The following is a 22414-nucleotide window of genomic DNA, read 5'->3' as shown; positions in this document are numbered from 1 at the left end:
ACCACGGAGGCATCCGATGACCGGCACGACCAACACCGACGGCTGGGTCCGGAGCTGGGGCGCGTCGCCCCAGGCCGCCCACGACGGGCTCGGCTCGCTCGACGACCACCCGCCGCTCGCCGACGTGACGCTGCGCCAGGTGGTGCGCCTCAGCGGCGGCGGGCGCCGGGCGCGCATCCGCTTCACCAACGAGTTCGGGACCGCGCCGTTCACCATCGGCGCGGCGCGGGTGGGACTCGCGACATCGGCGCCGGGTGCGGTGCGGCCGGGCAGCGAGCGCGTGCTGACCTTCTCCGGCGCGCCGGCCGTCACCGTCCCGGCGGGCGCGCCGATCCTCAGCGACCCGGTCGACCTGCGCCTGCCCGCCCTCGCCGAGCTGGTCGTCAGCCTCCACCTGCCGGGGCGCGTGGAGACCTGCACCTGCCACGACCCCGCGCTGGACACCGGCTGGGCGGTCCCGGGCGACGCCGTGGCCGCGACCGCCCTGCCGGCGAACGCCCGGGTGCTGCCGGTGCGGGCGTTGCTCTCCGCCGTCGACCTGCTGCCCGACACCCCGGCCAGGACCGTGGTCGCGGTCGGCGACTCCCGCACGGACGGCGCCGGGTCCACCCCGGGCACCCACCACAGCTGGCCGGAGCTGCTGGCCGAGCGCCTCGCCCCCACCGGCTACGTCGTCAACCAGGGCATCAGCGGCAACCGGCTGCTCCACGACGGCATCGGCGCCGCCGCGGCGGCGCGCTTCGACCGCGACGTGCTGGCGACACCCGGCCTCGGCCACGTGGTGCTCTCCATCGGCGCCAACGACATCGGCATCTCCTTCGCCCCACGCGAGGAGCACGGTCCCCTGGCCGACTTCCTGGGGATGTTCCCCGGCGCGCCGGTGACGGCGGACGACGTCATCGCGGGCTACCGCCAGTTGATCGCCCGCACGCACGGGCGCGGAGCGAAGGTCCACGCCACCACCATCGCGCCCTACGAAGGCGCGGAGATCTACACCACGGCGGGTGACGCCGCACGTCAGGCGGTCAACGAGTGGATGCGCACCAGCGGCGCCTTCGACGGCGTGCTCGACTTCGACGCCGTGTGGCGCGACCCGGACCGCCCCAGCCGGATCAGGGCCGACCTGCACTGCGGCGACCACCTGCACGGCAACGACGCGGGCTACCGGGCGCTGGCCGACGCCGTCGACCTGTCCCTGTTCGACTGAGCCGTTCCCGGGCCGCGGCGGCGCGCACCACGTGATCGTGGTGCGCGGCGCCGCCGCGCATCGTCCGGACGGCCGTCAGCGGCGCTTGCGCGCCCTCAGGTAGTCGCTCACCACGGCCGCGCCGAGGCCGTCCTCGTCGGGCGCGACAACCCGGCCGCCGGAGCGCCGCGCCACCGTGTCGACGAACCTGGTCAGCCTCGGGTCGTCGCCGAGCCGGAACACCGTGATCGACGCGCCGAGCCGCGCCAGGGCGTCGACCTCGACCAGGGTCTTGCCGAGGGTGCGCGGCAGCGGCGGGTAGTGGAACTCGGCGTCGCCGGTCGCCTCCAGGTGCGCGGTCGGCTCACCGTCGGTGACCACCAGGACCACCGGCTGCGCGTCGGGGTGCTTGCGGACGTGCCGACCGGCCAGCAGCAGCGCGTGGTGCAGGTTCGTGCCCTGCTCCCACACCCCTTCCAACGCGGTGAGCTGCCCGATGTCGACGGTCTCGGCGTGCCGGCCGAACGTGATCAGCTCCAGCGCGTCGGTCCGGAACCGGGTCCGCACCAGGTGGTGCAACGCCAGCGCGGTGCGCTTCATCGGCACCCACCGGCCGTCCTGCACCATCGACCACGACGTGTCCACGCACAACGCGACCACCGCGCGGGACCGCTGCTCGGTCTCGCTCACCTCGACGTCGACCACGTCGAGCTCGACCGGGCCGCCCGCCGACCGCAGCACGGCGTTCGTGACGGTCCGCGGCACGTTCCACGGCTCGGTGTCGCCGAACCGCCACGGCCGGGTCGACCCGATCAGCTCACCGGCCGCGCCGGCCGACGAGTTGTCCCGCTGACCCCGTTCGCGGGCGCTGTCGATCACGCCGCGCAACGCCGTCTCGCCCAGCCGCCGCAACGCCTTCGGCGTCAACCGCAGCGAGCCGTCCGGCGCGCGTTCCAGTAGGTTCTGCGACCGCAGCTCGCGTTCCAGCTCGGCCAGCCGCCGCGCGTCGACGCCCGCCTCGCCGCCGAGCTGCCGGACCAGCGCCTCCAGGTCGATGTCCTCCAGCCGCGCGCCGGGGTAGCCCTGGGAGAGCTGCTCGGCCAGCGCGTCCAGCTCGGCCAGGTCCGCCATCGCCTGCGCGCCCTCGCCCAACCCGAGCGGGTTGTCGCCGCGGAACCGCGCCGAACCGTTCCAGTCCTCGCCCGGCCGCAGCCCTTGCAGCAGGGCGTCGAGCCGGGACAGCTGCGAGCCGACGCCCGAGTCGCCGAACGCCTGCTGCGACAACGCCGACAGCTCCTGCCGCTGCTCCTCGGACATCGAGTTCATCATGCGCTGGGCGGCGGCGGACCGGGCGGCCAGCGCGTCGATCAGCTCGTCCACCGACTCCGGGTTCTCCGGGAAGAACTCGCCGTGCTCGCGCATGAACCGCTCGAACGACTCGGCCGTGTCCTCGCCGGCGGCGTGCGCGGCGAGCAGGGCGTTGAGGTCGTCCAGCATCGACTGGATGCGCTGCACGTCCTCGGGCCGGACGTTCTCCATGGCCTGCTTCATGCCCTGGAACCGCTGGTCCATGAGCTCCCGGCCGAGCAGGGTGCGGATCTGCTCGTAGGACTCGCGGGCCTGCGGCGAGCGCCAGTCGTACTCGGCCAGCTCGTTCACGGCCGCCGCCGTCGACTGCGGCAACGCGTCCAGCTGCGCCTCGCGGAACCGCGCCTCGTCGTCCGGGTCGGGGAACAACGCGGCCCGTTCGGCGGCCAGCGCCTCCTCCAGCAGCCGCTGGACCTCCTGCAACGTGCCGTCCAGGCGGTGACGGCGGGTGAGGGCGGCGCGCTTCTGCCACAGCCGCGCGGTCAGGTCGTCCAGGCCGCGGGTGCCGGGCAGGCCCCGGCGCAGCAGCTCGCGCAGCGCCGAGGCCGGTGACGCGCCCTCCATGACTTCACGGCCGAGCTCGTCCATGGCCGCGCGCAGGTCGGTCGGCGGGGCGAGCGGGTCGGGCCCGTCGACGTACCGGCCGTACCGGTAGCTGCTCATCCGTACACCGTTCGGTCGTCGTCGCTGTCCTTGGCCAGCTGACGGGTGAGGTAGAGCGATTCCAGGGCCAGCTCGACGGCCGACGCGATGCGTCCCGCCGGGTCCTTCGGGCCCGCGCCGACCCGCTGCGCCACGTCGTGCAGCACGGGCAGCTCCGGCAGCGCGGCCAGCAGGTCGCCGGGGTGCACGCGTTCGCCGGTGGCCACCGGGTGGCCGTCGGACACCAGCTCGGCCAGCGGCCGCAGGTCGACGCCCGCGAACGTGGACCTCGCCGTGTCCGCGACCGCCCGGCGCAGCAGGTGGACCAGCACCTCCTGCTCGCGGCCCTCCTCACCGGCCTCGAACTCCAGCTTGCCGCGCAGCACCTCCGTCACCGACTCCAGGTCGATCGGGCGGGCGATGGGCGGGTTCTCGCCGATCAGCGCGCTGCGGCGCAGCGCGCTGGCGGCCACCGTCTCCGCCGCCGCGACCGCGAACCGCGCCGAGACGCCGGAGCGCTGGTCGATCGAGGACGACTCGCGCAGGTACCGCACGAACCGGGCGATGACCTCCAGCAGGTGGTCGCCGACCTCGGCGACCAGGTGGGCCTCCTGGCGGACCAGCTCGACCTCGGCGTCGACCTCCAGCGGGTAGTGGGTGCGGATCTCCGCGCCGAAGCGGTCCTTCAGCGGCGTGATGATCCGGCCCCGGTTGGTGTAGTCCTCGGGGTTGGCGGTGGCGACGAGGAGGACGTCCAGCGGGAGCCGCAGCGTGTAGCCGCGGATCTGGATGTCGCGTTCCTCCATCACGTTCAGGAGGGCGACCTGGATGCGTTCGGCCAGGTCGGGCAGCTCGTTGACGGCGATGACGCCGCGGTGGGAGCGGGGCAGCAGGCCGTAGTGGATGGTCTCCGGGTCGCCGAGGCTGCGGCCCTGGGCGACCTTGACCGGGTCGACGTCGCCGACCAGGTCGCCGACGCTCGTGTCGGGGGTGGCGAGCTTCTCGGCGAACCGCTCGTCGCGGTGCTTCCAGGTGACGGGCAGGTCGTCGCCGAGCTCCTGGGCGCGGCGCTTCGACTCGGGGGTGATCGGGTCGAGCGGGTGCTCGTTCAGCTCGGCGCCCTCGATCACCGGGGTCCACTCGTCGAGCAGGCCGACGATGGTGCGCAGGAGCCGCGTCTTGCCCTGCCCGCGTTCACCGAGGAGCACCACGTCGTGCCCGGCGAGGAGGGCCCGCTCCAGCTGCGGCAGGACGGTGCGGTCGAAGCCGACGATGCCGGGCCAGGGGTCGCGGCCGTCGCGGAGAGCGGCCAGGAGGTTCTCCCGGATCTCGGCCTTGACCCCGCGCGGCGCGTAACCGGCCTCGCGGAGGGCACCTGCGGTAGTGGGGAGGTCAGAGGTCACCCCACCGAAGTTACGCACTGATGGGCGGTCGGTCGACGTGGACCGACTCCACCTCGGGTTTCCCGCCGGAAGCCCGCGACCGGACCGGAATTGTCGGACCCCTCTGGAAGAATGAAAACCAGGGGTCCCCTGGGCGGGGACTCCTGCGCGGCAACGCCCGCCAGCCCGTCCCCGCCAGCCCGTGCGCGCCGACCGCGAAGGCCGCGCCGCGAGGGCAGGCCGACGGGACGGGAAGTGCGGCTGGGCGCTTTGTCCGGTCGAGCGGGGCCTCGGGGTCGAGCGGTGCCGGCGGTGGGTGGAGCCGCAGAGCCGGTCGAAGTGCCGCCCGACTGCCCCGCCGAGGGCAGGTGGCCGGCCGAGTGGGTGGAGTGCGGCTGTGCGCGCGGTGGTCGAGCGGGACGGTGACGGGTGGCCGGTGGGCTGGGGTCAGTGGTCGGCGAGGGACAGCAGGTCGGTCCGGGTCCGGTCGTCGTCCAGGTAGGAGATGGCGATCATCGGGGCCAGGGCGCGGCACCAGTCGTGGAGGCGGGCGGGGTTCAGGTTGGTCGCGGCGGCGATGGCGGTGGCGCGGGTGGTGATGGTTCCGCGGCCCGTGGCGGTCAGGGCGTAGTCGACGACGTCGAAGCACGGGTCGCCCACGCACGGCCTCGGGTCGATCGCCACCAGGCCCCTGCCCGGACCGCCGTCCAGCACGTTGCCCAGGTGGAGGTCGCCGTGCAGCAGCACCTGCGGTTGCGTGTCGAGCAGCGCGCGGCAGCGGTCGAGGGCGCGGGCCCACATCCCGGTCGGGACGTGGGCGGCCACGGCCGGGTCGGTCAGGCGGCGGCCGATGCGGGCGAAGGCCTCCTCGCACCGGTCGCGCAGGGACAGCCAACGCCCTCCCCCGGGCGGCACGGTGTGCAGCGCGGTCACCAGGTCGGCCCACTCCCCGGGCGACGGCGGGATCGGCGCCTCGTCCACCGGCGTCCCCGGAAGGACGGCTGTCAGCAGCACCGCCCCGTCCTCCTCGGCCACCACCTCCGGCACACGACCGGAAGGGGCGAAGTGCCGCAGCACGGCCGCCTGCCCGGCCAGGAACACCAGGTCGGGGCTCAGCTTCAGCGCGAACCGCTCGTCACCCCGCGCGCACGCCACCACGACCGACGAAGCGCCCGGCGGCATCACCTCGCCCACCACGAGGTCCCAGCGCGCCGCGACCTCCGCCGCCCGCTCCGGCACGCGCGCGCACCACTCCGCCACCGGAGGGCCGAACCGCCGGGTCAACCGCTCGGTGATCTCGTCGACGTCCACCGACGCCACGGTAAAGGGCCGCGCGACCCGTTGACGCCCGCAGGCGGCGCCCGGAACGGACGCCGCCTGCGAGTGGTGCAGATCTATTCAGTTGTGGTGCCGGTCAGCCGATGGTCACAGCGCCGGGTAGGCGTTGCGCATGAGCTCCTGGAACTGGGCCGAGAACCAGTGGCCCGAGAGCGGCGCGTTGGCAAGGGCACCCGAGGGGTTGTTGCCGTTGCGCACGTTGCCGCCGTAGGTCGGGTCGCACATCCGGTCGAAGCCCTTGCCCTCGTCGTTCGGGATCTCGCTGGCCGCACCGTCGGACTCACCCGGCGGCTTGATCCAGACGTAGGCGTCGATGTACGGCTTCGGCGCGGCCTTCGGCCGCTCGCCCAGACCGGCGCCGGACTGGTTGCACCAGTTGCCCTTCTGGTAGCGGCGGTCGATGCGGGACTGGTTCACGTAGTCGTCCACGTTGGTCGAGGTCGACTTCGCGGTGGGCCGGTTGGCGCCGCCCCAGCCGTTGCGCGAGGTGTCGATCAGCATGCCGATGCCGCTGTCGAAGCCCTGCTTGACCAGCTCGGCGCGCATCGCCGTGGCGAAGCCGAGCTCACCGTTGAAGTCGTTCCAGTCGACCCACTTGGCCTTCTCCTTCACCACGCTGCCGCCGACGTTGTCGTCGACCGTCCAGTACGGCTCCTCCAGCGCGGAGTAGTTCGCCGTGTTCGTGATGAAGCCGTGGACCTTGTCCTTGGTGGCACCGTTCTTGCCCAGGATCGACGCCATCATCTTCGCCGAGGCGTAGAAGTTGTCGTACTCGGGCACCGTGTCGCCCCACCCGATCCAGCCGTGGTGGCCGGAGTCCAGGTAGTTGTACACGTTGCCGACGGCGCCGAGCTTGCCGACGGCGTACGAGACACCCTCGACGTAGTTGCCGTTGGCCTTCATCGTGTCGCAGTTCGCCACAGCCGTGGCGCGCGGCGAGACGTTGGTGACCAGGTTCGGCAGCGAGTCGATCTCGATGATCGGGACGATGCGCAGCTTCGAGTACTTCGAGTTGCTGATGATGCCGGCGATCTTGTCGATGTACTCGGTCTTGTAACGACCGATCTCGGTGGCACCGAGTTCACCGTTGGAGGCCAGCGCGGCGCAGTCGCGGCCGGGCAGGTTGTAGACGACGAACTGGAAGACCAACTGACCGTCCGAGCGGGCCGCGCGCTGCTTCTCGGCCTCGTCGAGGTGGGCTGCCAGGCCCATGTTGCCGGTGGTCGGCGAGCCGTTGCCGTCGAGAGAGCTGGTGCGGTCGAACCACACACCGGTGGGCTGGTTCGCGATCCGCGAGCCACCGCTCTCAGCGGCGGCCTGAGCCGACCACAGCGGGTTCACGTACACGCCCGCACCCACGTACGGGTTGTCCACCTTGGTGCCGGGGTTGCCGCCACCGGTCGTCGTGGTGGTCGTCGTGGTGCTGGTCGACGTCGAGGTGGACGTGGTCGTCGTCGTCGTGGTGGTGTCGACGCTCCCCGTGCACACCGTCCCGTTCAGCCGGAACGACGTGGGCACCGGGTTGGACCCGTTCCACGAGCCGTTGAAGCCGGGCGTCACCGAAGCGCCGGTGCCGAGGTTCCCGGCCCAAGAGGGGTTGCGGACCGTCACGCGGCTCCCGGACTGGGAGAACGTGCCGCTCCACCCCTGCTGGACCGTCTGGCCGGCGGCGAAGTCCCACTCCAGCGTCCAGCCGCCGGAGATGGCGTCACCGAGGTTGGTGACCGTGACGTTGGCGCCGAATCCGCCTTGCCACTGGTTCGTGATCTGGTACGCCACCCGACAACCGGGTGCGGCGTTGGCGGTGGCGGTCGAAGCCACCACCCCGGCAACGGACAGTGCCGCCACCGAGGTCACCGCCAATGCCCCGGTCAGTTTCCGGGAGCGTACGAATGTGCGCAGACTCATGCATCGCCTCCTTGCGAGCAACCCGCCATCTGGGAGCGCTCCCAGCGATTTCGCCGAATCGGGATTCGACGCGAGACCGAAACAGCTGCCTGGGAGCGCTCCCAGACGTACCGTAACGCACGACACCTCGTGTTGACGAGGGGTTGACCTGGACATAATCCGTCGCTATACCCGGGCGCGTACCCTGCCCCAAGGCCTCTGACCTGCACCGACAGCGGTTCACCCGATGCCGGCTTCCGTTGTTCCCGTTCAGCCGGAATCGATTCGGAGCGCGAATGGCCGTCGTGCCGATCGCCTGTTCAGCCCAGGTTCGGCACGGTTCGGACGCACGTTCGGAGTCGAATATTCGACTCGGCGTCCCGCATCGGGACAATCAGCCATTTCGAAGGTCGCCGAATAGCTGTCGAACATTCGACGATCCGTGCCGCCTAATGGCGGCCGGCGCCCTGATCCGAAAGGACTCGCACGGCTTCGTCCACAGCCGCGAGCCGGGCCCGCCGCACGGCCTCGGACAACGGCCGCAGCGCCTCGTCCCGCGCCCTCGTCGCGGTCGCCGACACGGCCCCGCCCGGCGCGTCGGACGCCGCCACGGTGAGGATCGCGGCGACCTCGGAGGCGCGCTGGAGCACGCGCAGGGCCCGCGACGGCATCCCGGCGGGCCACTCCAGCGCCGTGTGCTCCGCGGCCAGCGCGGCGATCTCGGCCCGCACGTTCGGCCGGTGCCGCGCCACGTCCAGCGTCACCAGCGCGGTGGCCGCCTCGCGCATCGCCGAGGACAGGCCGTGCTCGGCCTCGCCGATCGGCACGTGCTCGCCGGCGGGCGCGCCGGGCAGGTCGAACACCGTCCACCGCACGACGCCGTCGGCCACCAGCTTCGGCACCAGCCCCACGCCGACCTCCGGCAGCACGGCGGCCTCGCCGGCGCGCAACGCCGACTTGCCCAGCGGTCCGTTGGCGCCGAGCCCGCGGACGTCACCGGGCACGGGGATGACCAGCCGGGCGGTGGTCGCGGACGCGCGGCGCACCGCCGCCAGCAGCAGCGCGGGGCCTACCGGGGCCTCGTCGGGACCGGGCAGGTCCAGCGCCGTCGCGGTGCCGTCGTCGTCGGCCACCACTTCGTGCAGCCCGGCCCAGAATCCCAGGGCGTCGAGGACGTCGTCGGCCGCGGCCGCACCATGCAGCCAGGCTGACGTCCAGACCACCAGCGTCGCACTCGCACAAGACACGCCTGCCGAGGGTACGCGGGCGCTGAGCCGGCTCAGGCCGCCGGGCCGACGTGTTCCACCAGCAGGGACCGGAACTTCCCGACCGCCTCGGCGTCGGCGAACGCGCGGTGCGGCACGGCGTACACGGCGGTGGTGCCGGTCCGCAGCACGAAGCCGCGCGCCGTCTCCACCCAGCCGGGCAGTTCTGCCCAGCTCAGCTCGCTGCGCGCGGCCTCGCCGACGGACATCCGCAACGAGTGCGCGTCCGCCGTGCCGGTCACCGCCTTGGCCGCCAGCGGGTGGTTGTGGAAGTTCACCGCGGTGCCCACCGGGACGAGTGCGATGATGATCACAGCGAGGGCGAGCCCGAACACGCCCGCCCAGGTCATGCCCATCACCAGCACGACGACGCCCAGCACGCCGAGCACCGCGGCGAACCACGGCGCCCACCGGTACAGCGGCACGGAGGTGCGCAGCGCGTCACGCCAGTCGGCGGGCCGCGGCGACCAGCTGAAGTCCACGCTCACCGGCCCGCACCCGGCCGTTTCACCGGCTCGCAGCACCGGGTGGCGCAGAACGCGCCGTCGACCGTGCAGCCCAGCGCCGGGAAGTCGGAGAGCTTGCGCGCCGGGGCGTCCGCCACGTGCTCGGCGACGAGTTCCGCGACCAGCTCGGCGAACCGGGGGTCGTCGTTGGGGGTGGCCGCGCGGGCGAAGCCCATGCCCAGCTCCTGGGCGCGCTCGCGGGCCTCGGTGTCGAGGTCCCACACCACTTCCAGGTGATCGCTGACGAACCCGATCGGGCACACCACCACGTTGCGCACACCCTTGTCGTAGAGGGTGTCGAGGTGGTCCACGATGTCCGGCTCCAGCCACGGGACCTGCGGCGGCCCGGACCGCGACTGCCACACCACGTCGTGGTCGGCCGCGCCGACGGCCTCCGCGACGAGCCGGGACGCCTCGGCGACCTGGCGGGAGTAGAGGTGGCCGCCGGCCTCGGGCGGTCCGGCGGCCTTGTCCGCCGACACCGGCACCGAGTGCGCGGTGAACACCACCCGGTAGTCGTCGCCGGGCAGCTGCGCCGCGGCGGCGCGCACGGCGTCCGCGAACGACGCCACGAACAGCGGGTGGTCGAAGAACTGGCGCAGCTTGACCAGCTCGGGCGCGTCCTCGACCGCCGCACGCGCGCGCAGGACGTCCTCGTCGTACTGCCGGCACGCGGAGTAGCCGCCGTAGGCGCTGGTCGGGAAGACGAGGGCGCGGCGGACGCCCGCGGCCTTCATCTCGGCCAGGGTGTCCTCGACCATCGGGTGCCAGTTGCGGTTGCCGAAGTAGATCGGCAGGTCGACCAGGCCGCGCACGGCCTCGATGGCGGCGCGGTTGAGCGCGTTGATCGGCGACACGCCGCCGAAGTGCTGGTAGTGCTGCTCGACCTCGTCCAACCGCTCGGGCGGGACGCCTCGGCCGCGGGTCACGTTCTCGAGGAAGGGGCGGACGTCGTCGGGTCCTTCCGGTCCGCCGAAGGACAGCCAGAGCAGCGCGTCGTAACTCACCCGGACATCCTCGCGCCGCCACGCCCGGCCCGCACAACCGGGTCGGGGTGATCCGGCCGACCACCGACCGCGTCGATGTGGCATGAGGCCCTCACGGGCACTCCAGGCAGGCCTGGAAGCACCCGGACCCGGTCACGTCGGCGCGGCCGGCTACCGCGGCGCGGCTCTACAGGCCCAGGAAGTGCACGCCGCCGTCGACGAACACCATGGAGCCGGTGGTGGCGGGGAACCAGTCGGACAGCAGGCCGCACACCGACTTGGCGACCGGCGCCGGGTCGTCCACGTTCCAGCCCAGCGGCGCCTTCTCGCCCCACATGGCCTCCAGGGCCGGGAAGCCCGGGATCGACTTGGCGGCCATCGTGCGCACGGGGCCCGCCGAGACGAGGTTGATCCGGATGCCCTGGGGGCCGAGCTCGCGGGCCAGGTAGCGGTTGATCGACTCGAACGCCGCCTTCGTCGGGCCCATCCAGTTGTAGGCGGGCCACACCTGGCGGGCGTCGAAGTCGAGGCCGACCACCGACGCGCCGCGGCCCAGCAGCGGCAGGGTGGCGGTCACCAGCGACTTGTACGAGTACGCCGAGACGTGCATGGCCGTGGCCACGTCCTCCCACGGCGCGTCCATGAACGGCGCGCCCAGGCACGACGGCGGGGCGTAGCCGATCGCGTGCACCACGCCGTCCAGGCCGTCCACGTGCTCGCGCAGCCGGTCCGCCAACGTGTCCAGGTGCTCCTGGTTCTGCACGTCGAGCTCGACCACCGGCGCGGCCTGCGGCAGGCGCTTGGCGATCCGCTCCACGAGGCTCATCCGGCCGAAGCCGGTGAGCACGACCTGGGCGCCCTGCTCCTGGGCGACCTTGGCCACGTGGAAGGCGATCGACGCGTCCGTGATCACGCCCGTGATCAGCAGCCGCTTGCCTTCGAGCAGTCCCGTCACTGAAACCCGTCCTCCGAGATGTTGTGCTTGGTAGTGGTGCTCGCCCAGTGGTCCGGCGGCACGGTGGTCCGGCGGTTCAGTGGCCCATGCCGAGGCCGCCGTCGACCGGCAGCACCGCGCCGGTGATGTAGGCGGCGGCGTCGGAGGCCAGGAAGGTGACGGCGGCGGCGATCTCGTCGGTCGTGCCGTACCGGCCCGACGGCACCTGCGCGAGGATCTGCTTCTTGCGGTCCTCCGGCAGCGCGTCGGTCATGTCCGTGGTGATGAAGCCGGGCGCGACGACGTTCGCGGTGATGTTGCGGGTGCCGAGCTCGCGGGCGATCGACCGGGCGACGCCGACCAGGCCCGCCTTGCTGGCCGCGTAGTTGACCTGGCCCGCGCCGCCCATGAGGCCGACGACGGACGAGATGAACACGATACGGCCGTAGCGCTTGCGCAGCATGCCCTTGGACGCGCGCTGCGCGACCCGGAACGCGCCGGTCAGGTTGGCGTCGAGGACCCGGGTGAACTGGTCGTCGGTCATCCGCAGCAGCAGGGTGTCGTCGGTGATGCCGGCGTTGGCCACGAGCACCTCGACGGGCCCGTGCGCGGCCTCGACCTCGGCGAACGCCGCGTCGACCTCGGCGGAACCGGTCACGTCGCACTTGACGCCGAGCAGGCCCTCGGGCGCCCCGGACCCCCGGTGCGTCACGGCGACCTTGTCGCCCTGCGCGGCGAACGCCCGCGCGATCGCCAGACCGATGCCCCGGTTGCCGCCGGTGACCAGAACGGACCTCGACACGCTTGCTCCCATCGCTGCTGGTTGATGCGGGCGAGGCTATCCCCTACCCCCAAGTACGCCATCATTGGCCGGGGGTGGATCACAATCGGGCGGTGACCGGTTTCGTCGAGCACCTCAGGGCCGCGGTGGAGGGCGACGTGCTCGCCGACCCCGGCGACCGCGCGCTGTACTCCGTCGACGCGTCCAACTACCGCCACGTGCCGGCGGCCGTGGTGCGGCCCCGGTCGGTGGACGGGGTGGTGGCGGCCGTCGCGGTGGCGGTCGAGCACGGCGTGCCCGTCACCAACCGGGGCGCGGGCACGTCGGTCGCGGGCAACTCGGCGGGCGCCGGGCTGGTGATCGACTTCTCCCGGTACCTCGACCGGGTGATCTCGGTGGACCCGGTCGAGCGGGTCGCGGTGGTCCAGCCCGGGGTGGTGCTGGACCGCCTCAACGACGCGGCCCGGCCGCACGGGCTGGTGTTCGGGCCCGACCCGTCCACCCGGTCCCGCTGCACGCTCGGCGGCATGATCGGCAACGACGCGTGCGGCGCCCACTCGGTGGCCTGGGGCAAGACCAGCGACAACGTCCACGCGCTGGACGTGCTGCTGGCCGACGGCCGGCGGTTCGACACGCGCACTCCCCCGCCGCTGGACCTGCCGGCGGTGGACCCGGCGTGGTTCCCGGCGCTGGACCGGCGGGTGTCCGGCTACCGGCTGGACGCGCTGCCCGACCTGACCAGGGCGCTGGTCGGCTCGGAGGGCACCTGCGCGACCGTGCTCGGCGCGACCGTGCGGCTGGTGCAGGCGCCGCCGCGCCGGGTGCTGGCCGTGCTCGGCTTCGACGGCCCGTACGACGCCGCCGACCTGGCGCCGCAGCTGCGGGAGCTGGACGTGCTCACGATCGAGGGCCTGAACGCCGAGCTGGCGCGGGCGGCGGGCGAGTCGCGGCGACTGCTGCCGCGCGGTGAGAGCTGGCTGTTCGTCGAGGCGGCGGAGGACTCGGTCGCGCACCTGGCCGCCGCGCTCGCCCCGCACTCGGTGGTGGTGACCGATCCGGCGCGGCAGCGCGCGTTGTGGCGGGTGCGGGAGGACGGCGCGGGGCTGGCGACGCGGATGGCCGACGGCGGCGAGGCCTGGTCGGGGTGGGAGGACGCGGCCGTGCCCCCCGAGCGGCTGGGCGCCTACCTGCGGGAGTTCGACGCGCTGCTGGCCGGGCACGGCAGGCGCGGCGTCACCTACGGGCACTACGGCGAGGGCTGCCTGCACGTGCGGATCGACTTCGACTTCCGGCGCGGGCACCGGTCGTTCCTCCAGGACGCGGCGGACCTGGTGGTGGCGCACGGCGGGTCGCTGTCCGGCGAGCACGGCGACGGGCAGGCGCGGTCGGAGCTGCTGCCCCGGATGTACCCGCCGGCCGCGATCGAGGCGTTCGCGCGGTTCAAGGCGGCGTTCGACCCGGGCAACCGGATGAACCCGGGCCGGATCGTCGCGCCCGCGAAGCTGGACGACGACCTGCGCGTGCTGGTGGCTCCCCCGGTGATCCCGACCAGGGCGAAGCTCGCGCTGCGCGCCGACGGCGGCGACCTGGCGGCGGCGACGCGGCGGTGCGTCGGCGTCGGCAAGTGCCTGAACACCTCCGGCGGGGTGATGTGCCCGAGCTACCGGGTGACGAAGGAGGAGAAGCACTCCACCCGCGGCCGGGCCCGATTGCTGTTCGAGATGCTCGGCGGGCAGGTCGTGCGCGGCGGGTGGCGGTCGGAGGAGGTCCGCGACGCGCTGGACCTGTGCCTGGGCTGCAAGGGGTGCAAGCGGGACTGCCCGGTGGACGTGGACATGGCCACCTACAAGGCGGAGTTCCTGCACCACCACTACCGGGGACGGGTGCGGCCGGCGGCGCACTACTCGATGGGCTGGCTGCCGCTGTGGCTGCGGCTGCGGCTGGTGAACGGGCTCACCGCGCGGCTCGGCCGGTTCGGCGGCGTGGCGCCGGAACGGCCGCTGCCGACGCCGGTGCGCTCGTTCCAGTCGCGGTTCGCCGGCCGTGGCGGCGGCGGTGACCGGGTGCTGCTGTTCCCGGACACGTTCACCAACCACTTCGAGCCGGAGGTCGGGTTCGACGCGGCGGCGGTGCTCGGCCACGCGGGGCAGGCCGTCGAGGTGCCGCGCGGCGCGGTGTGCTGCGGGCTGACGTGGTTCTCCACCGGGCAGCTGGACGTGGCGCGGCGGGTGGTGCGCCGGACGGCCCGGGTGCTGCGGCCGTGGACGCGGGACGGCGTGCCGGTGGTGGGGCTGGAGCCGAGCTGCACGGCGTTCCTGCGGTCCGACGCGGTGGAGGTGGCGGGCGACGACCCGGACGTGGTGCGGCTGGCCGAGTCGGTGCGCACGTTCGCCGAGCACGTGTCGCCGCTGCTGGAGCCGGTGGCGGGCGCCGCGCGGGCGGTCGTGCAGCCGCACTGCCACCAGTACGCCGAGCTGGGGCTGGACGCGGACCGGGAGCTGCTGGCCAAGGCCGGGGTGAGCGCGTCGGTGCTGGCGGGGTGCTGCGGGCTGGCGGGCAACTTCGGCTTCGAGCGCGGGCACTACGACGTGTCGATGGCGGTGGGCGAGCAGACCCTGTTCCCCGCCGTGCGGGCCGCCGACGCGGACACCGCGGTCGTCGCGGACGGCTTCAGCTGCCGCACGCAGGTCCGGCACGGCTCGGACGCCGAACCCGTGCACACGGCCACCCTGCTCCGGCGGCGCCTGGGCCTCTGACCCGCGAGAGTCCTACGTCCACGCCGCGAGAGTCCTACGTCCACGCACCCCGAGTTCAACGCTCACGTCGGGCGGCACGGGTGGTGAGCGTTGAATTCAGAGGGCGTGAACGTAGGACTCTCGGGGCGTGAACGTAGGACTCTCGGGGTCAGGGGCGGGTCTGCTCGGTGAGCCACGCCAGGTAGTCGGGGTTGCCGCCGAGCACCGGCAGGGCCAGCACCTCGGGCACGTCGTAGGTGTGCCGCGCCCGGACGAACTCGGTCAGCTCGTCCACCCGGTCGTAGGCGGTCTTGATCCAGAGCTGCCACTCGCGGTCGTCGGCGACCTCGCCGTCCCACCGGTAGACGCTGCGGACCGGGCCGCTGATCTGCACGCACGCCGCCAGCCGCGCCTCGACGACCGCCTTCGCCAAGGTGTCGGCCGCGTCCTCGCTGTCGGTGGTGGTGATGACCACGACGTGGTTGTCGTCCATCCACCGGAGAGTAGCGGCGGCGGCCGCGGTCAGCGGGTCGTGCTGGCCCGTTCGGTCAGCCGGGGCGGCAGTAACGTCAGCGGCGGGGTCGGGGTCCGGTCGAGCTTGGCCATCAGCAGCGCCACCGCGTGGTGGCCCAGCTGCTCGGCGGGCACGGCCACCGAGGTGAGCGGCGGCATGAGGCGCTCGGCCTGGTCGTCCGGGCAGATCGCGATCACGGCGACGTCGTCGGGCACCTTGCGGCCCAGCGACCGCAGCACCTCGACCACCGACGGCAACGCGGCCTCGTTGTGCACTACCAGGCCCGTCACCCCGGGGTGGCGTTCCAGCAGGCCGGTGATCGCCACCCGCACCGACTCGTGGTCGGTCTCCGTGGGCAGCGTGGTCGAGGAGACGCCGCGCCGCATCGCCGCCGCGCTGAACCCGGCCATGGTCCGGTGCGCGAACCCGGTGTCGCGCTGGTAGACCGCCCGCGGCGCGCCGACCAGCGCGACGTAGGTGTGCCCGAGATCGGCCAGGTGGTCCACGCACCGCGAACCCGCCTCGGCGAAGTCCAGGTCCACGCAGGTCAGCCCGGCCGCGTCGGCGGGGAAGCCGATCAGCACCGACGGCCGGTCCAGTTCGCGCAGCACGGGCACGCGCTCGTCGTGCATCTCGACGTCCATCACGAGCAGCCCGTCGACCTGGGCGCTGCCCGCCACCCGGCGCAGGCCCGCCGCGCCCTGGTCGGCGGTCACCAGCAGCACGTCGTGGTCGTGCCGGCGGGCCGCGTTGGCGACCGCGACGACGAACTGCATCAGCACCGGCATGTGCATGCCCTCGCGCATCGGCAGCACGAGCGCGAGCACGTTCGCGCGGTTGCTGGCCAGCGACCTGGCGCCCGCGTGCGGGTGGTAGCCCAGCTCCCGCACGCTCGCCTCGACCCGCGCCTTGGTGGCCGTGGAGATCGAGCGGCGACCGGTGAGCACGTAGGACACGGTGCTGGGCGCGACCCCGGCGTGCCGCGCGACGTCGGCGATGGTGACCATGTCAGCGCACCTCCCGCACGCGCACGCCGGCCGCGGCGGCGGTGAGCACCAGCGACGTGCCCTCCACCGAGAGCCGGGTGTCCGGTGGCGCCGACCGCGCCCCGGGCGCCACGTCCCGGAAGGAGATCCACGCGCCCTCGCGGGTGAACACCACCTCGTCGTCCACCAGTCGCACCCCGTCGCAGTCGTCGAAGGTCAAGGCGGGCAACGCGCCCGTGCGCGGCGCGATGGTCTCCCCCGGCACGTCGGCCACCAGCCGGGCCCGGACGTCGCGGGAGGACGCCCCGACGAGGAGCTCGTACCGACCGGCCTCGACCACCCGACGGCCCGTGGTGACGTCCCAGTGCCACAGCTGGTCGGCCCGCAGCCGCACCACCGCGGTCCCGCCCGGCGCGAGGTGGACGCGGTGGAACGACTGGAGCTTGCGCACCGGCTGGCGCACCCGCGAGTCGAGCGCCGCGGAGTACAGCTGCACGACCTCCGCGCCCGCCACGTCGCCGGTGTTCGTGACCGAGACCTCGGCCACGCCGTCCGCCCACGTCAGGTCGGAGTACTCGAACGTGGTGTAGGACAGGCCGTGGCCGAACGGGAACAGCGGCTCGCCGGCGAAGTACAGGTAGGTGCTGCCCGCGCGGATGATGTCGTAGTCGAAGATGTCCGGCAGGTCGTCGTCGGACCGGTACCAGGTCTGGGTGAGCCTGCCCGACGGGGAGAACGCGCCGAACAACGCCTCCGCGACCGCCCGGCCCTGCTCCTGCCCGCCGTGCGCGGTCCACACGACGGCGGGCAGGTGCTCCTCCTCGCCGTCCAGCGCGTACGGGTAGCCGCTCACGAGCACCAGCACCGTGTTCGGGTTGGCCTCCCGCACCGCGCGCACCAGGTCCAGCGACGGCAGGCGCAACGTGGTGCGGTCCTCGGTCTCGCGGCCGTTGACGTGCGGGTCGTTGCCGAGCACCAGCACGGCGGTGTCGGCCCGCGCCGCGGCCTCGGCGGCGGCCGCGATCCCGTCCACCACGCGTTCGATCTCGAAGGGACCGGTGTCGGTGCCCTGGACCTTGTTGCGCAGCACCACACCCCCGTCGGTCAGCCGCGGTTCGAACAGCTCGCGCACGTCCCAGCCGCCGGGCATCGCGGCGGTGGCGACCAGGGTGCCGTCCTCGGCCACGCCCAGGTAGCGGCGCGAGCCCACGTCGCGCAGCGTCCACACGCCCTCGCCCCAGTCGAAGCGGTCGAACAGCGCCCGCTCGCCCAGCCCCACCACGCCGCCGCGCACCCCGAGGTGGCGGCCGTCCGCCGCGCGCAGCGCGATCCGGTCGACGCCCTCGGCGTGGACGACGGAGGAGGCGAACTCCTCCAGTCCTCTTCGGACGGTCACCTGGTACGGCAGCGTGCCGCTGTACCAGTCCTCGAACACCGTGTCGGCGTGCGTGCCGATCACGGCGAGCTTCGCGCCGCGCGCCAGCGGCAGCGCGGACTCGTTGCGCAGCAGCACGACCGCCTGCCGCGCGGCCTCCAGCGCCAACGCGCCGTGCGTGCCGATCACGTCGGAGGTGATCGCCCGGTAGGGGTCGACGTCCGCCGGGTGCGCCGGGTCCGCGGGCACGGGGTCGAACTCGCCGAGCCGGAACCGCAGCGCCAGCACCCGGCCGACGGCCCGCTCCACCACGGCCCGCTCCACCAGGCCGTCCTTGATCGCCGTGGTGACGCTCTCGATCGTCAGCGTCGGGTCGGCGTCCTGGTCGGTGAAGCTGTCCAGGCCCGCGTTCAGCAGCGCCGCGTGCCCCTCGGCCTGGGTCGGCAGGTACGCCTGCAACCCGGCCACGTTCGACGGCGCGTACGCGTCGCTGACGACCGCGACACCGTCCGGCGCCCACGTCCGCAGCTCCTGCTCGATCAACGGGCTCAGGTGCGCGGGACAGCCGTTGACCAGGTTGTACGACGGCATCACCGCCACCGCCGCGCCCGCCTCGACCGGTCCCCGGAAGCACGGCAGCTCGTACTCGTGCAGCACCCGGGGCCGCAGGTCGGACGACGTGACGCAGCGGTCGTTCTCGTTGTTGTAGCCCAGGAAGTGCTTCAGGGTCGGCGCCGTGCGCAGGTAGCGCGGGTGGTCGCCGCGCAGGCCGGTCGCGTACGCCGTGCCCATCGCGGCGGTCAGGGTCGGGTCCTCGGAGTAGCCCTCCTCGTTGCGGCCCCAACGCGGGTCGCGCAACGGGTTCACCACCGGCGCCCACACGTTCAGCCCGTGCGCGACCGGGTCGCGGTGGTGCAGGCCCCGCGCCTCCACCCCGGTCGCCTCGCCCACCCGCCGCACCAGTCCGGGGTCCCACGACGAAGCCAGCCCCACGGCTTGCGGGAACACCGTGGCGGGCCCGGCCCACGCGACGCCGTGCAGCACCTCCATGCCGGTGTGGAACGCCGCCAGCCCCAGTCTCGGCACGGCGGGCTGGTGCTGGTGCAGCAGCGCCACCTTCTCCTCGTCGGTCAGCCGGCCGAGCAGGTCGGTCACCCTGTCCTCGACCGGCAGACCCGGATCGCGGAATGGCAGCGGGTCCACGGCACACCTCTCGCGGTCGTCGAATTGTTCGAAGCTGCAGCTCACTGAATCGAATCGTTTCGATCGCTGCGACAACATCGCCGACCTGGGTCAGCGGGGCGGGGTGCCAGAAATGTGGCACAGCTCTCTCACCGGAGTCAACACCGAAGTTCCACGGTTGTTACACCGGCGCGTTCCGCGTCGAACGCGTTCGACCGTCGAGACGCTTCGAGACGCTTCGAGACGCTTCGAGACACGCCGAACACCCCCCTCACCACGTCGTGAGGGGGGTGTCGGCGACCTTCGCGGGTCTACCCGAACAGCTCCACGTGCAGCTGGAACGCCGTGGCGATCTCAGCTTGCGCCCAGAACCGGTGGTAGGTGAAGGTCGGCGCGGGGCCGCCGTCCAGGTAAGCCTGGACCTTGGGCCATTCCGGGTCCTGCTTGAACATCGAACGCATGTCCAAGAAGGACGCGCCGGGCTTGATCTGGTCGCCGTTGGGCATGTCGCCAGACCAGCCGGACGGGACGTACGGACCCTCACGCGTCGACGTGTTGTAGACGTCGTCGAAGCGGTTGTAGTCCTTGCGCTCCTCCGGCACCGTGATGCCCTTGGCGTCCTGGTGCGCCAGCAGCGCCGTCAAGAGGCCCTCACCGACGGTCTTCGCCTGGGCGTTGCCCGACTTGGCCGCGTAGTTGAGGAGCGTCTTGGCGTAGGACGCGGCGATGCCGACGTCCTGGCTGTGGTTCTGCACCGTGACGCGCAGGTTCGAGTTGGCGCCGGGGTTGGTGGCGTTCCAGGTGTCCGGAGCGCCGGTCCACTCCAGGTCGTTCGGGATCTGGAACGCGCCGCCGGTGCCGACGGTGGTGTTGGCGATGGCCCAGGGGACCCACTTGTCGAGGATCTTCTTGGCCGCCGCGTTGCCCGTCTTCTCGTACAGGGCGGCGGTGCGCTCCATCTGCCACGCCTGGAAGCCGAACCAGCGGTTCGACGGCGGGTCGCGCCACACCGGGTGCGGGTCGTAGTACATGCCGTAGAAGGTCGGCGTGCCCGAAGGCGGCGCGCTGTAGGAACCCTCCCAGCTGTTGGTGACACCACCGGCGATGGCGCCGTCGGACGACTGGAGCCACTGCAGCATCTCCAGCTGGCGGGTCATCGACGTGGCCCAGTCCTGCTGGCCGGTCGCCGACTTCGGCTTCAGCGCGGGCACGTTCGCCAACGCGTAGGCCGCGAGCGGGTTCTGGTAACCCTGGTGCGACGCGCCGTCACCGATGCGCCACGCCCAACCCGCGGACGTGTCGGTCGCGCCACCCCACGCGTAGTACCAGGACATCAGGTAGTGCGCGCTGTCCTTGCCGGTGCCGGCCGGGCAGCTGGTGCTGGCGCAGTTGCCGATCTTCTTGAAGTACTTGTCGAACATGGCGTAGCGGAGGTAGTCGCCCATCTTGGCGGCCTTCTCCAGCTCGGACGCGATCTCGCTGCCCTTGCCCTGCTCGGTCGCCCACTCCTGCGCCAGCATGGCCACCTGCACCGCACGCGCGTCGGCGTCCGGGGCGTTGGTGTACTTCCACTGCTTGGCGTAGCTGGCGTCCTTGGTGAACAGGTCGAGGAAGCCGTTGGGGCCACCGTGCGCGAAGGTGTCGCAGGACGGCTGCGGGATGGTCTCCCACACCGACTCCGACGAGCCGCGCTGGTAGGTGTTGATGTACGCGGGCAGCGCGTCCGACTCGTCGCCGCACCGGCCGAAGCCGTAGGTGTTGTCGACGTCGAGCAGCCAGTGCATGCCGTAGATGTCGCTGTTGCCGTAGGCCGACTTCAGCTCGGCGGCGATCGGGTCGCGGCCGACCGGCACGTTGGAGTCCAGCACCGACGGGTACTGGTCCATCCGCGGGTGCTCCGGCGCGTACGTCGCCGGCTTGGAGGCGTCGTACTTGTCGTTGGTCGGCTGGTCCGCCTTGGCCGGGATGATGTACTTCTCCATCGAGGCCCAGGCCTTCTTGAACGGAGCCCAGTCACCCACGATCTTGCCGTAGCTGGCTTCCAGCCACAGGTAGTAGCTGAACGCCTCGGACGTGGTCTGGTGACCGTGGTCCGGCGCCTCGACCATCAGCGTCTCGATCGAGTGGTACGGCACCTTCAGCCCGTCGGAGAAGGTGCGGAAGTAGCCGCTCGCCGGGTCGTTGATCTTGGCGTACTGGTCGAGGAAGGCCTGCTCGAAGTTCGAGGCGGACCCGGAGATCTCCTTGACCTCGACCGAGGCCGAGGTGGCGCCGGTGGCGCCGGCGGTGAACGTGGCCGTGGCCAGGTCGCCGCCGTTGGCCGCCGAGGTGACCGTGACGTTCTGCTTGGTCGCCCAGTTCGCCGTGGTGAACGTCAGCGAGGTCGGGCCGGCGGTCAGGTCGGTGCTGCCGGCCGAACGCGCGACGGTGACCGTCACCGACGAGGTGGGCGCGGTGGCCAGGGAGACGCCGAAGGTGCCGGTGCTGCCCTGCCGCACGCTCAGCGACTGCGGGCTGACCTGCACCGCTTGACCCGCGATGACGCGGATGCTGGCGATGCTGGAGTTGCCGATGCCGCCCTTGTCGTCGGTGGCGCGGGCCACGATCGCGTGCTCGCCCACGGTCGCGCCGGTCCACGAGCCCGTGTACGGGGCGCTCGTGTCGGTGGCGACGACCACGCCGTCGGCCAGGAACTCGACCTTGGCGACGGTGCCGTCGGTGTCGGCCGCGGTGGCCGCCAGCGGGACCGCCTGGCCGACCTGGAACGACTGCGCGGTCGTCGGCGACGTCAGCGACACCGTCGGGTTGGCGTTGACGTTCGGGCCGGTGCAGCGCGTGCCGTTGAGGGCGAAGTCCGTGGGCGGCCGGTTCTGACCGGTCCACGAGCCGTTGAAGCCCGGGGTCACGGTGGCGCCCGTGCCGAGGTTCGGCGCCCAGCCGGGCGCCGCCACGGTGACCGCGGCGCCGCTCTGCGAGAACGTGCCGCTCCAGCCCTGCTGAACGCGCTGCCCATCCGGGAAGGTCCACGTGAGGCGCCAGTTGTTCACCGGGTCGCCCTCGTTGCGGACGGACACGTTGGCGCCGAAGCCACCCTGCCACTGGTTGGTGACCTGGTAGTTGACCGTACATGCGACGGCCGCGTTCGCCACCGGCGCGACGAACGGCATAACACCCGCGGCAGTTGCCGCCGCGGCTATCAGCGCGAGCGGACCGGTGCGCAACCGTCCCGCTCTGGTGCGGTACCTCATGCGTCCTCCTCCTGCACGGATCAGCCATTGACCCGCGAGCTTGAAAGCGGCGTGGCGGAGAGTGGAGTCGGCACGGGACGCCTGGGCGCGCAGAACGTC

15 protein-coding genes are annotated in these 22414 nt (G+C 72.6%); 2 read left to right on the top strand and 13 right to left on the bottom strand.

Annotated features, from left to right (window positions below; genetic code table 11):
• Positions 1–16: 16 nt before the first annotated feature.
• Positions 17–1207: an SGNH/GDSL hydrolase family protein gene (locus IOD16_RS11380; protein WP_201440003.1), complete on the top strand. Its 1191-nt coding sequence runs from the start codon at positions 17–19 to the stop codon at positions 1205–1207.
• Positions 1208–1282: 75 nt separating this feature from the next.
• On the opposite strand, the gene IOD16_RS11375 is transcribed toward IOD16_RS11380, so the two are convergent.
• The 9 genes from IOD16_RS11375 to fabG form a co-directional block, all read right to left on the bottom strand.
• Positions 1283–3217 carry a vWA domain-containing protein gene (locus IOD16_RS11375; protein WP_201440002.1) on the bottom strand — a complete coding sequence of 645 codons (1935 nt, stop codon included), beginning with the start codon at positions 3215–3217 and terminating at the stop codon, positions 1283–1285.
• The gene (locus IOD16_RS11370; RefSeq protein WP_123742326.1) at positions 3214–4599 is read right to left on the bottom strand and encodes a sigma 54-interacting transcriptional regulator; all 1386 of its coding nucleotides are present in this window, start codon (positions 4597–4599) and stop codon (positions 3214–3216) included. Before IOD16_RS11370 ends, IOD16_RS11375 begins: the two co-directional genes overlap by 4 nt.
• 426 nt (positions 4600–5025) lie before the next feature.
• The gene (locus IOD16_RS11365; protein WP_236594907.1) at positions 5026–5889 is read right to left on the bottom strand and encodes an aminoglycoside phosphotransferase family protein; all 864 of its coding nucleotides are present in this window, start codon (positions 5887–5889) and stop codon (positions 5026–5028) included.
• Between the two features lie 114 nt (positions 5890–6003).
• Positions 6004–7824 (bottom strand): glycoside hydrolase family 6 protein, encoded by a 1821-nt coding sequence (locus tag IOD16_RS11360; RefSeq protein ID WP_201440001.1) that lies wholly within the window; start codon positions 7822–7824, stop codon positions 6004–6006.
• Positions 7825–8252: 428 nt separating this feature from the next.
• Positions 8253–9050 carry a hypothetical protein gene (locus IOD16_RS11355; protein WP_201440000.1) on the bottom strand — a complete coding sequence of 266 codons (798 nt, stop codon included), beginning with the start codon at positions 9048–9050 and terminating at the stop codon, positions 8253–8255.
• A gap of 32 nt (positions 9051–9082) precedes the next feature.
• Positions 9083–9556, bottom strand: coding sequence for a YcxB family protein (locus IOD16_RS11350; protein ID WP_201439999.1), 474 nt, complete (start codon positions 9554–9556; stop codon positions 9083–9085).
• Complete coding sequence (locus tag IOD16_RS11345; protein ID WP_201439998.1) at positions 9553–10581, bottom strand: ferrochelatase; 1029 nt, start codon at positions 10579–10581, stop codon at positions 9553–9555. The genes IOD16_RS11350 and IOD16_RS11345 overlap by 4 nt, the downstream gene beginning before the upstream one ends.
• A gap of 166 nt (positions 10582–10747) precedes the next feature.
• Positions 10748–11515 carry an enoyl-ACP reductase FabI gene (gene fabI, locus IOD16_RS11340; RefSeq protein ID WP_123742331.1) on the bottom strand — a complete coding sequence of 256 codons (768 nt, stop codon included), beginning with the start codon at positions 11513–11515 and terminating at the stop codon, positions 10748–10750.
• A 76-nt stretch (positions 11516–11591) separates the two neighbouring features.
• A complete protein-coding gene (fabG, locus tag IOD16_RS11335) occupies positions 11592–12296 on the bottom strand; it encodes a beta-ketoacyl-ACP reductase (RefSeq protein ID WP_123742332.1) in 705 nt (234 codons plus the stop codon).
• Between the two features lie 92 nt (positions 12297–12388).
• Here fabG and IOD16_RS11330 point away from each other — a divergent pair, with 92 nt between their 5' ends.
• Positions 12389–15031, top strand: a complete 2643-nt coding sequence (locus IOD16_RS11330) for an FAD-binding and (Fe-S)-binding domain-containing protein (RefSeq protein WP_201439996.1) — start codon at positions 12389–12391, stop codon at positions 15029–15031.
• Positions 15032–15179: 148 nt separating this feature from the next.
• Here the strand turns inward: IOD16_RS11330 and cutA are convergent, their stop codons facing one another.
• The 4 genes from cutA to IOD16_RS11310 all read right to left on the bottom strand — a co-directional run bounded on the left by cutA (position 15180) and on the right by IOD16_RS11310 (position 22234).
• Positions 15180–15503 (bottom strand): divalent-cation tolerance protein CutA, encoded by a 324-nt coding sequence (gene cutA, locus IOD16_RS11325; protein ID WP_201439995.1) that lies wholly within the window; start codon positions 15501–15503, stop codon positions 15180–15182.
• A gap of 29 nt (positions 15504–15532) precedes the next feature.
• Positions 15533–16531, bottom strand: a complete 999-nt coding sequence (locus tag IOD16_RS11320; RefSeq protein ID WP_123742335.1) for a LacI family DNA-binding transcriptional regulator — start codon at positions 16529–16531, stop codon at positions 15533–15535.
• Position 16532: 1 nt separating this feature from the next.
• Positions 16533–19088: a beta-glucosidase family protein gene (locus IOD16_RS11315; protein ID WP_236594906.1), complete on the bottom strand. Its 2556-nt coding sequence runs from the start codon at positions 19086–19088 to the stop codon at positions 16533–16535.
• Between the two features lie 290 nt (positions 19089–19378).
• Positions 19379–22234 (bottom strand): glycoside hydrolase family 48 protein, encoded by a 2856-nt coding sequence (locus IOD16_RS11310; protein WP_236594905.1) that lies wholly within the window; start codon positions 22232–22234, stop codon positions 19379–19381.
• Positions 22235–22414 lie beyond the last annotated feature (180 nt).

Source organism: Saccharothrix sp. 6-C (assembly GCF_016695385.1).
Lineage (GTDB): Bacteria > Actinomycetota > Actinomycetes > Mycobacteriales > Pseudonocardiaceae > Actinosynnema > Actinosynnema texasense.
This window is presented reverse-complemented; position numbering and strand designations above follow the sequence as displayed.

Excerpts from the sequence above, each read along its gene's own strand:
- IOD16_RS11380 (WP_201440003.1), top strand. The coding sequence starts at position 17 with ATGACCGGCACGACCAACACCGACGGCTGGGTCCGGAGCTGGGGCGCG.
- IOD16_RS11375 (WP_201440002.1), bottom strand. The coding sequence starts at position 3,217 with ATGAGCAGCTACCGGTACGGCCGGTACGTCGACGGGCCCGACCCGCTC.
- IOD16_RS11360 (WP_201440001.1), bottom strand. The coding sequence starts at position 7,824 with ATGAGTCTGCGCACATTCGTACGCTCCCGGAAACTGACCGGGGCATTG.
- cutA (WP_201439995.1), bottom strand. The coding sequence starts at position 15,503 with ATGGACGACAACCACGTCGTGGTCATCACCACCACCGACAGCGAGGAC.
- IOD16_RS11320 (WP_123742335.1), bottom strand. The coding sequence starts at position 16,531 with ATGGTCACCATCGCCGACGTCGCGCGGCACGCCGGGGTCGCGCCCAGC.
- IOD16_RS11310 (WP_236594905.1), bottom strand. The coding sequence starts at position 22,234 with ATGCCGTTCGTCGCGCCGGTGGCGAACGCGGCCGTCGCATGTACGGTC.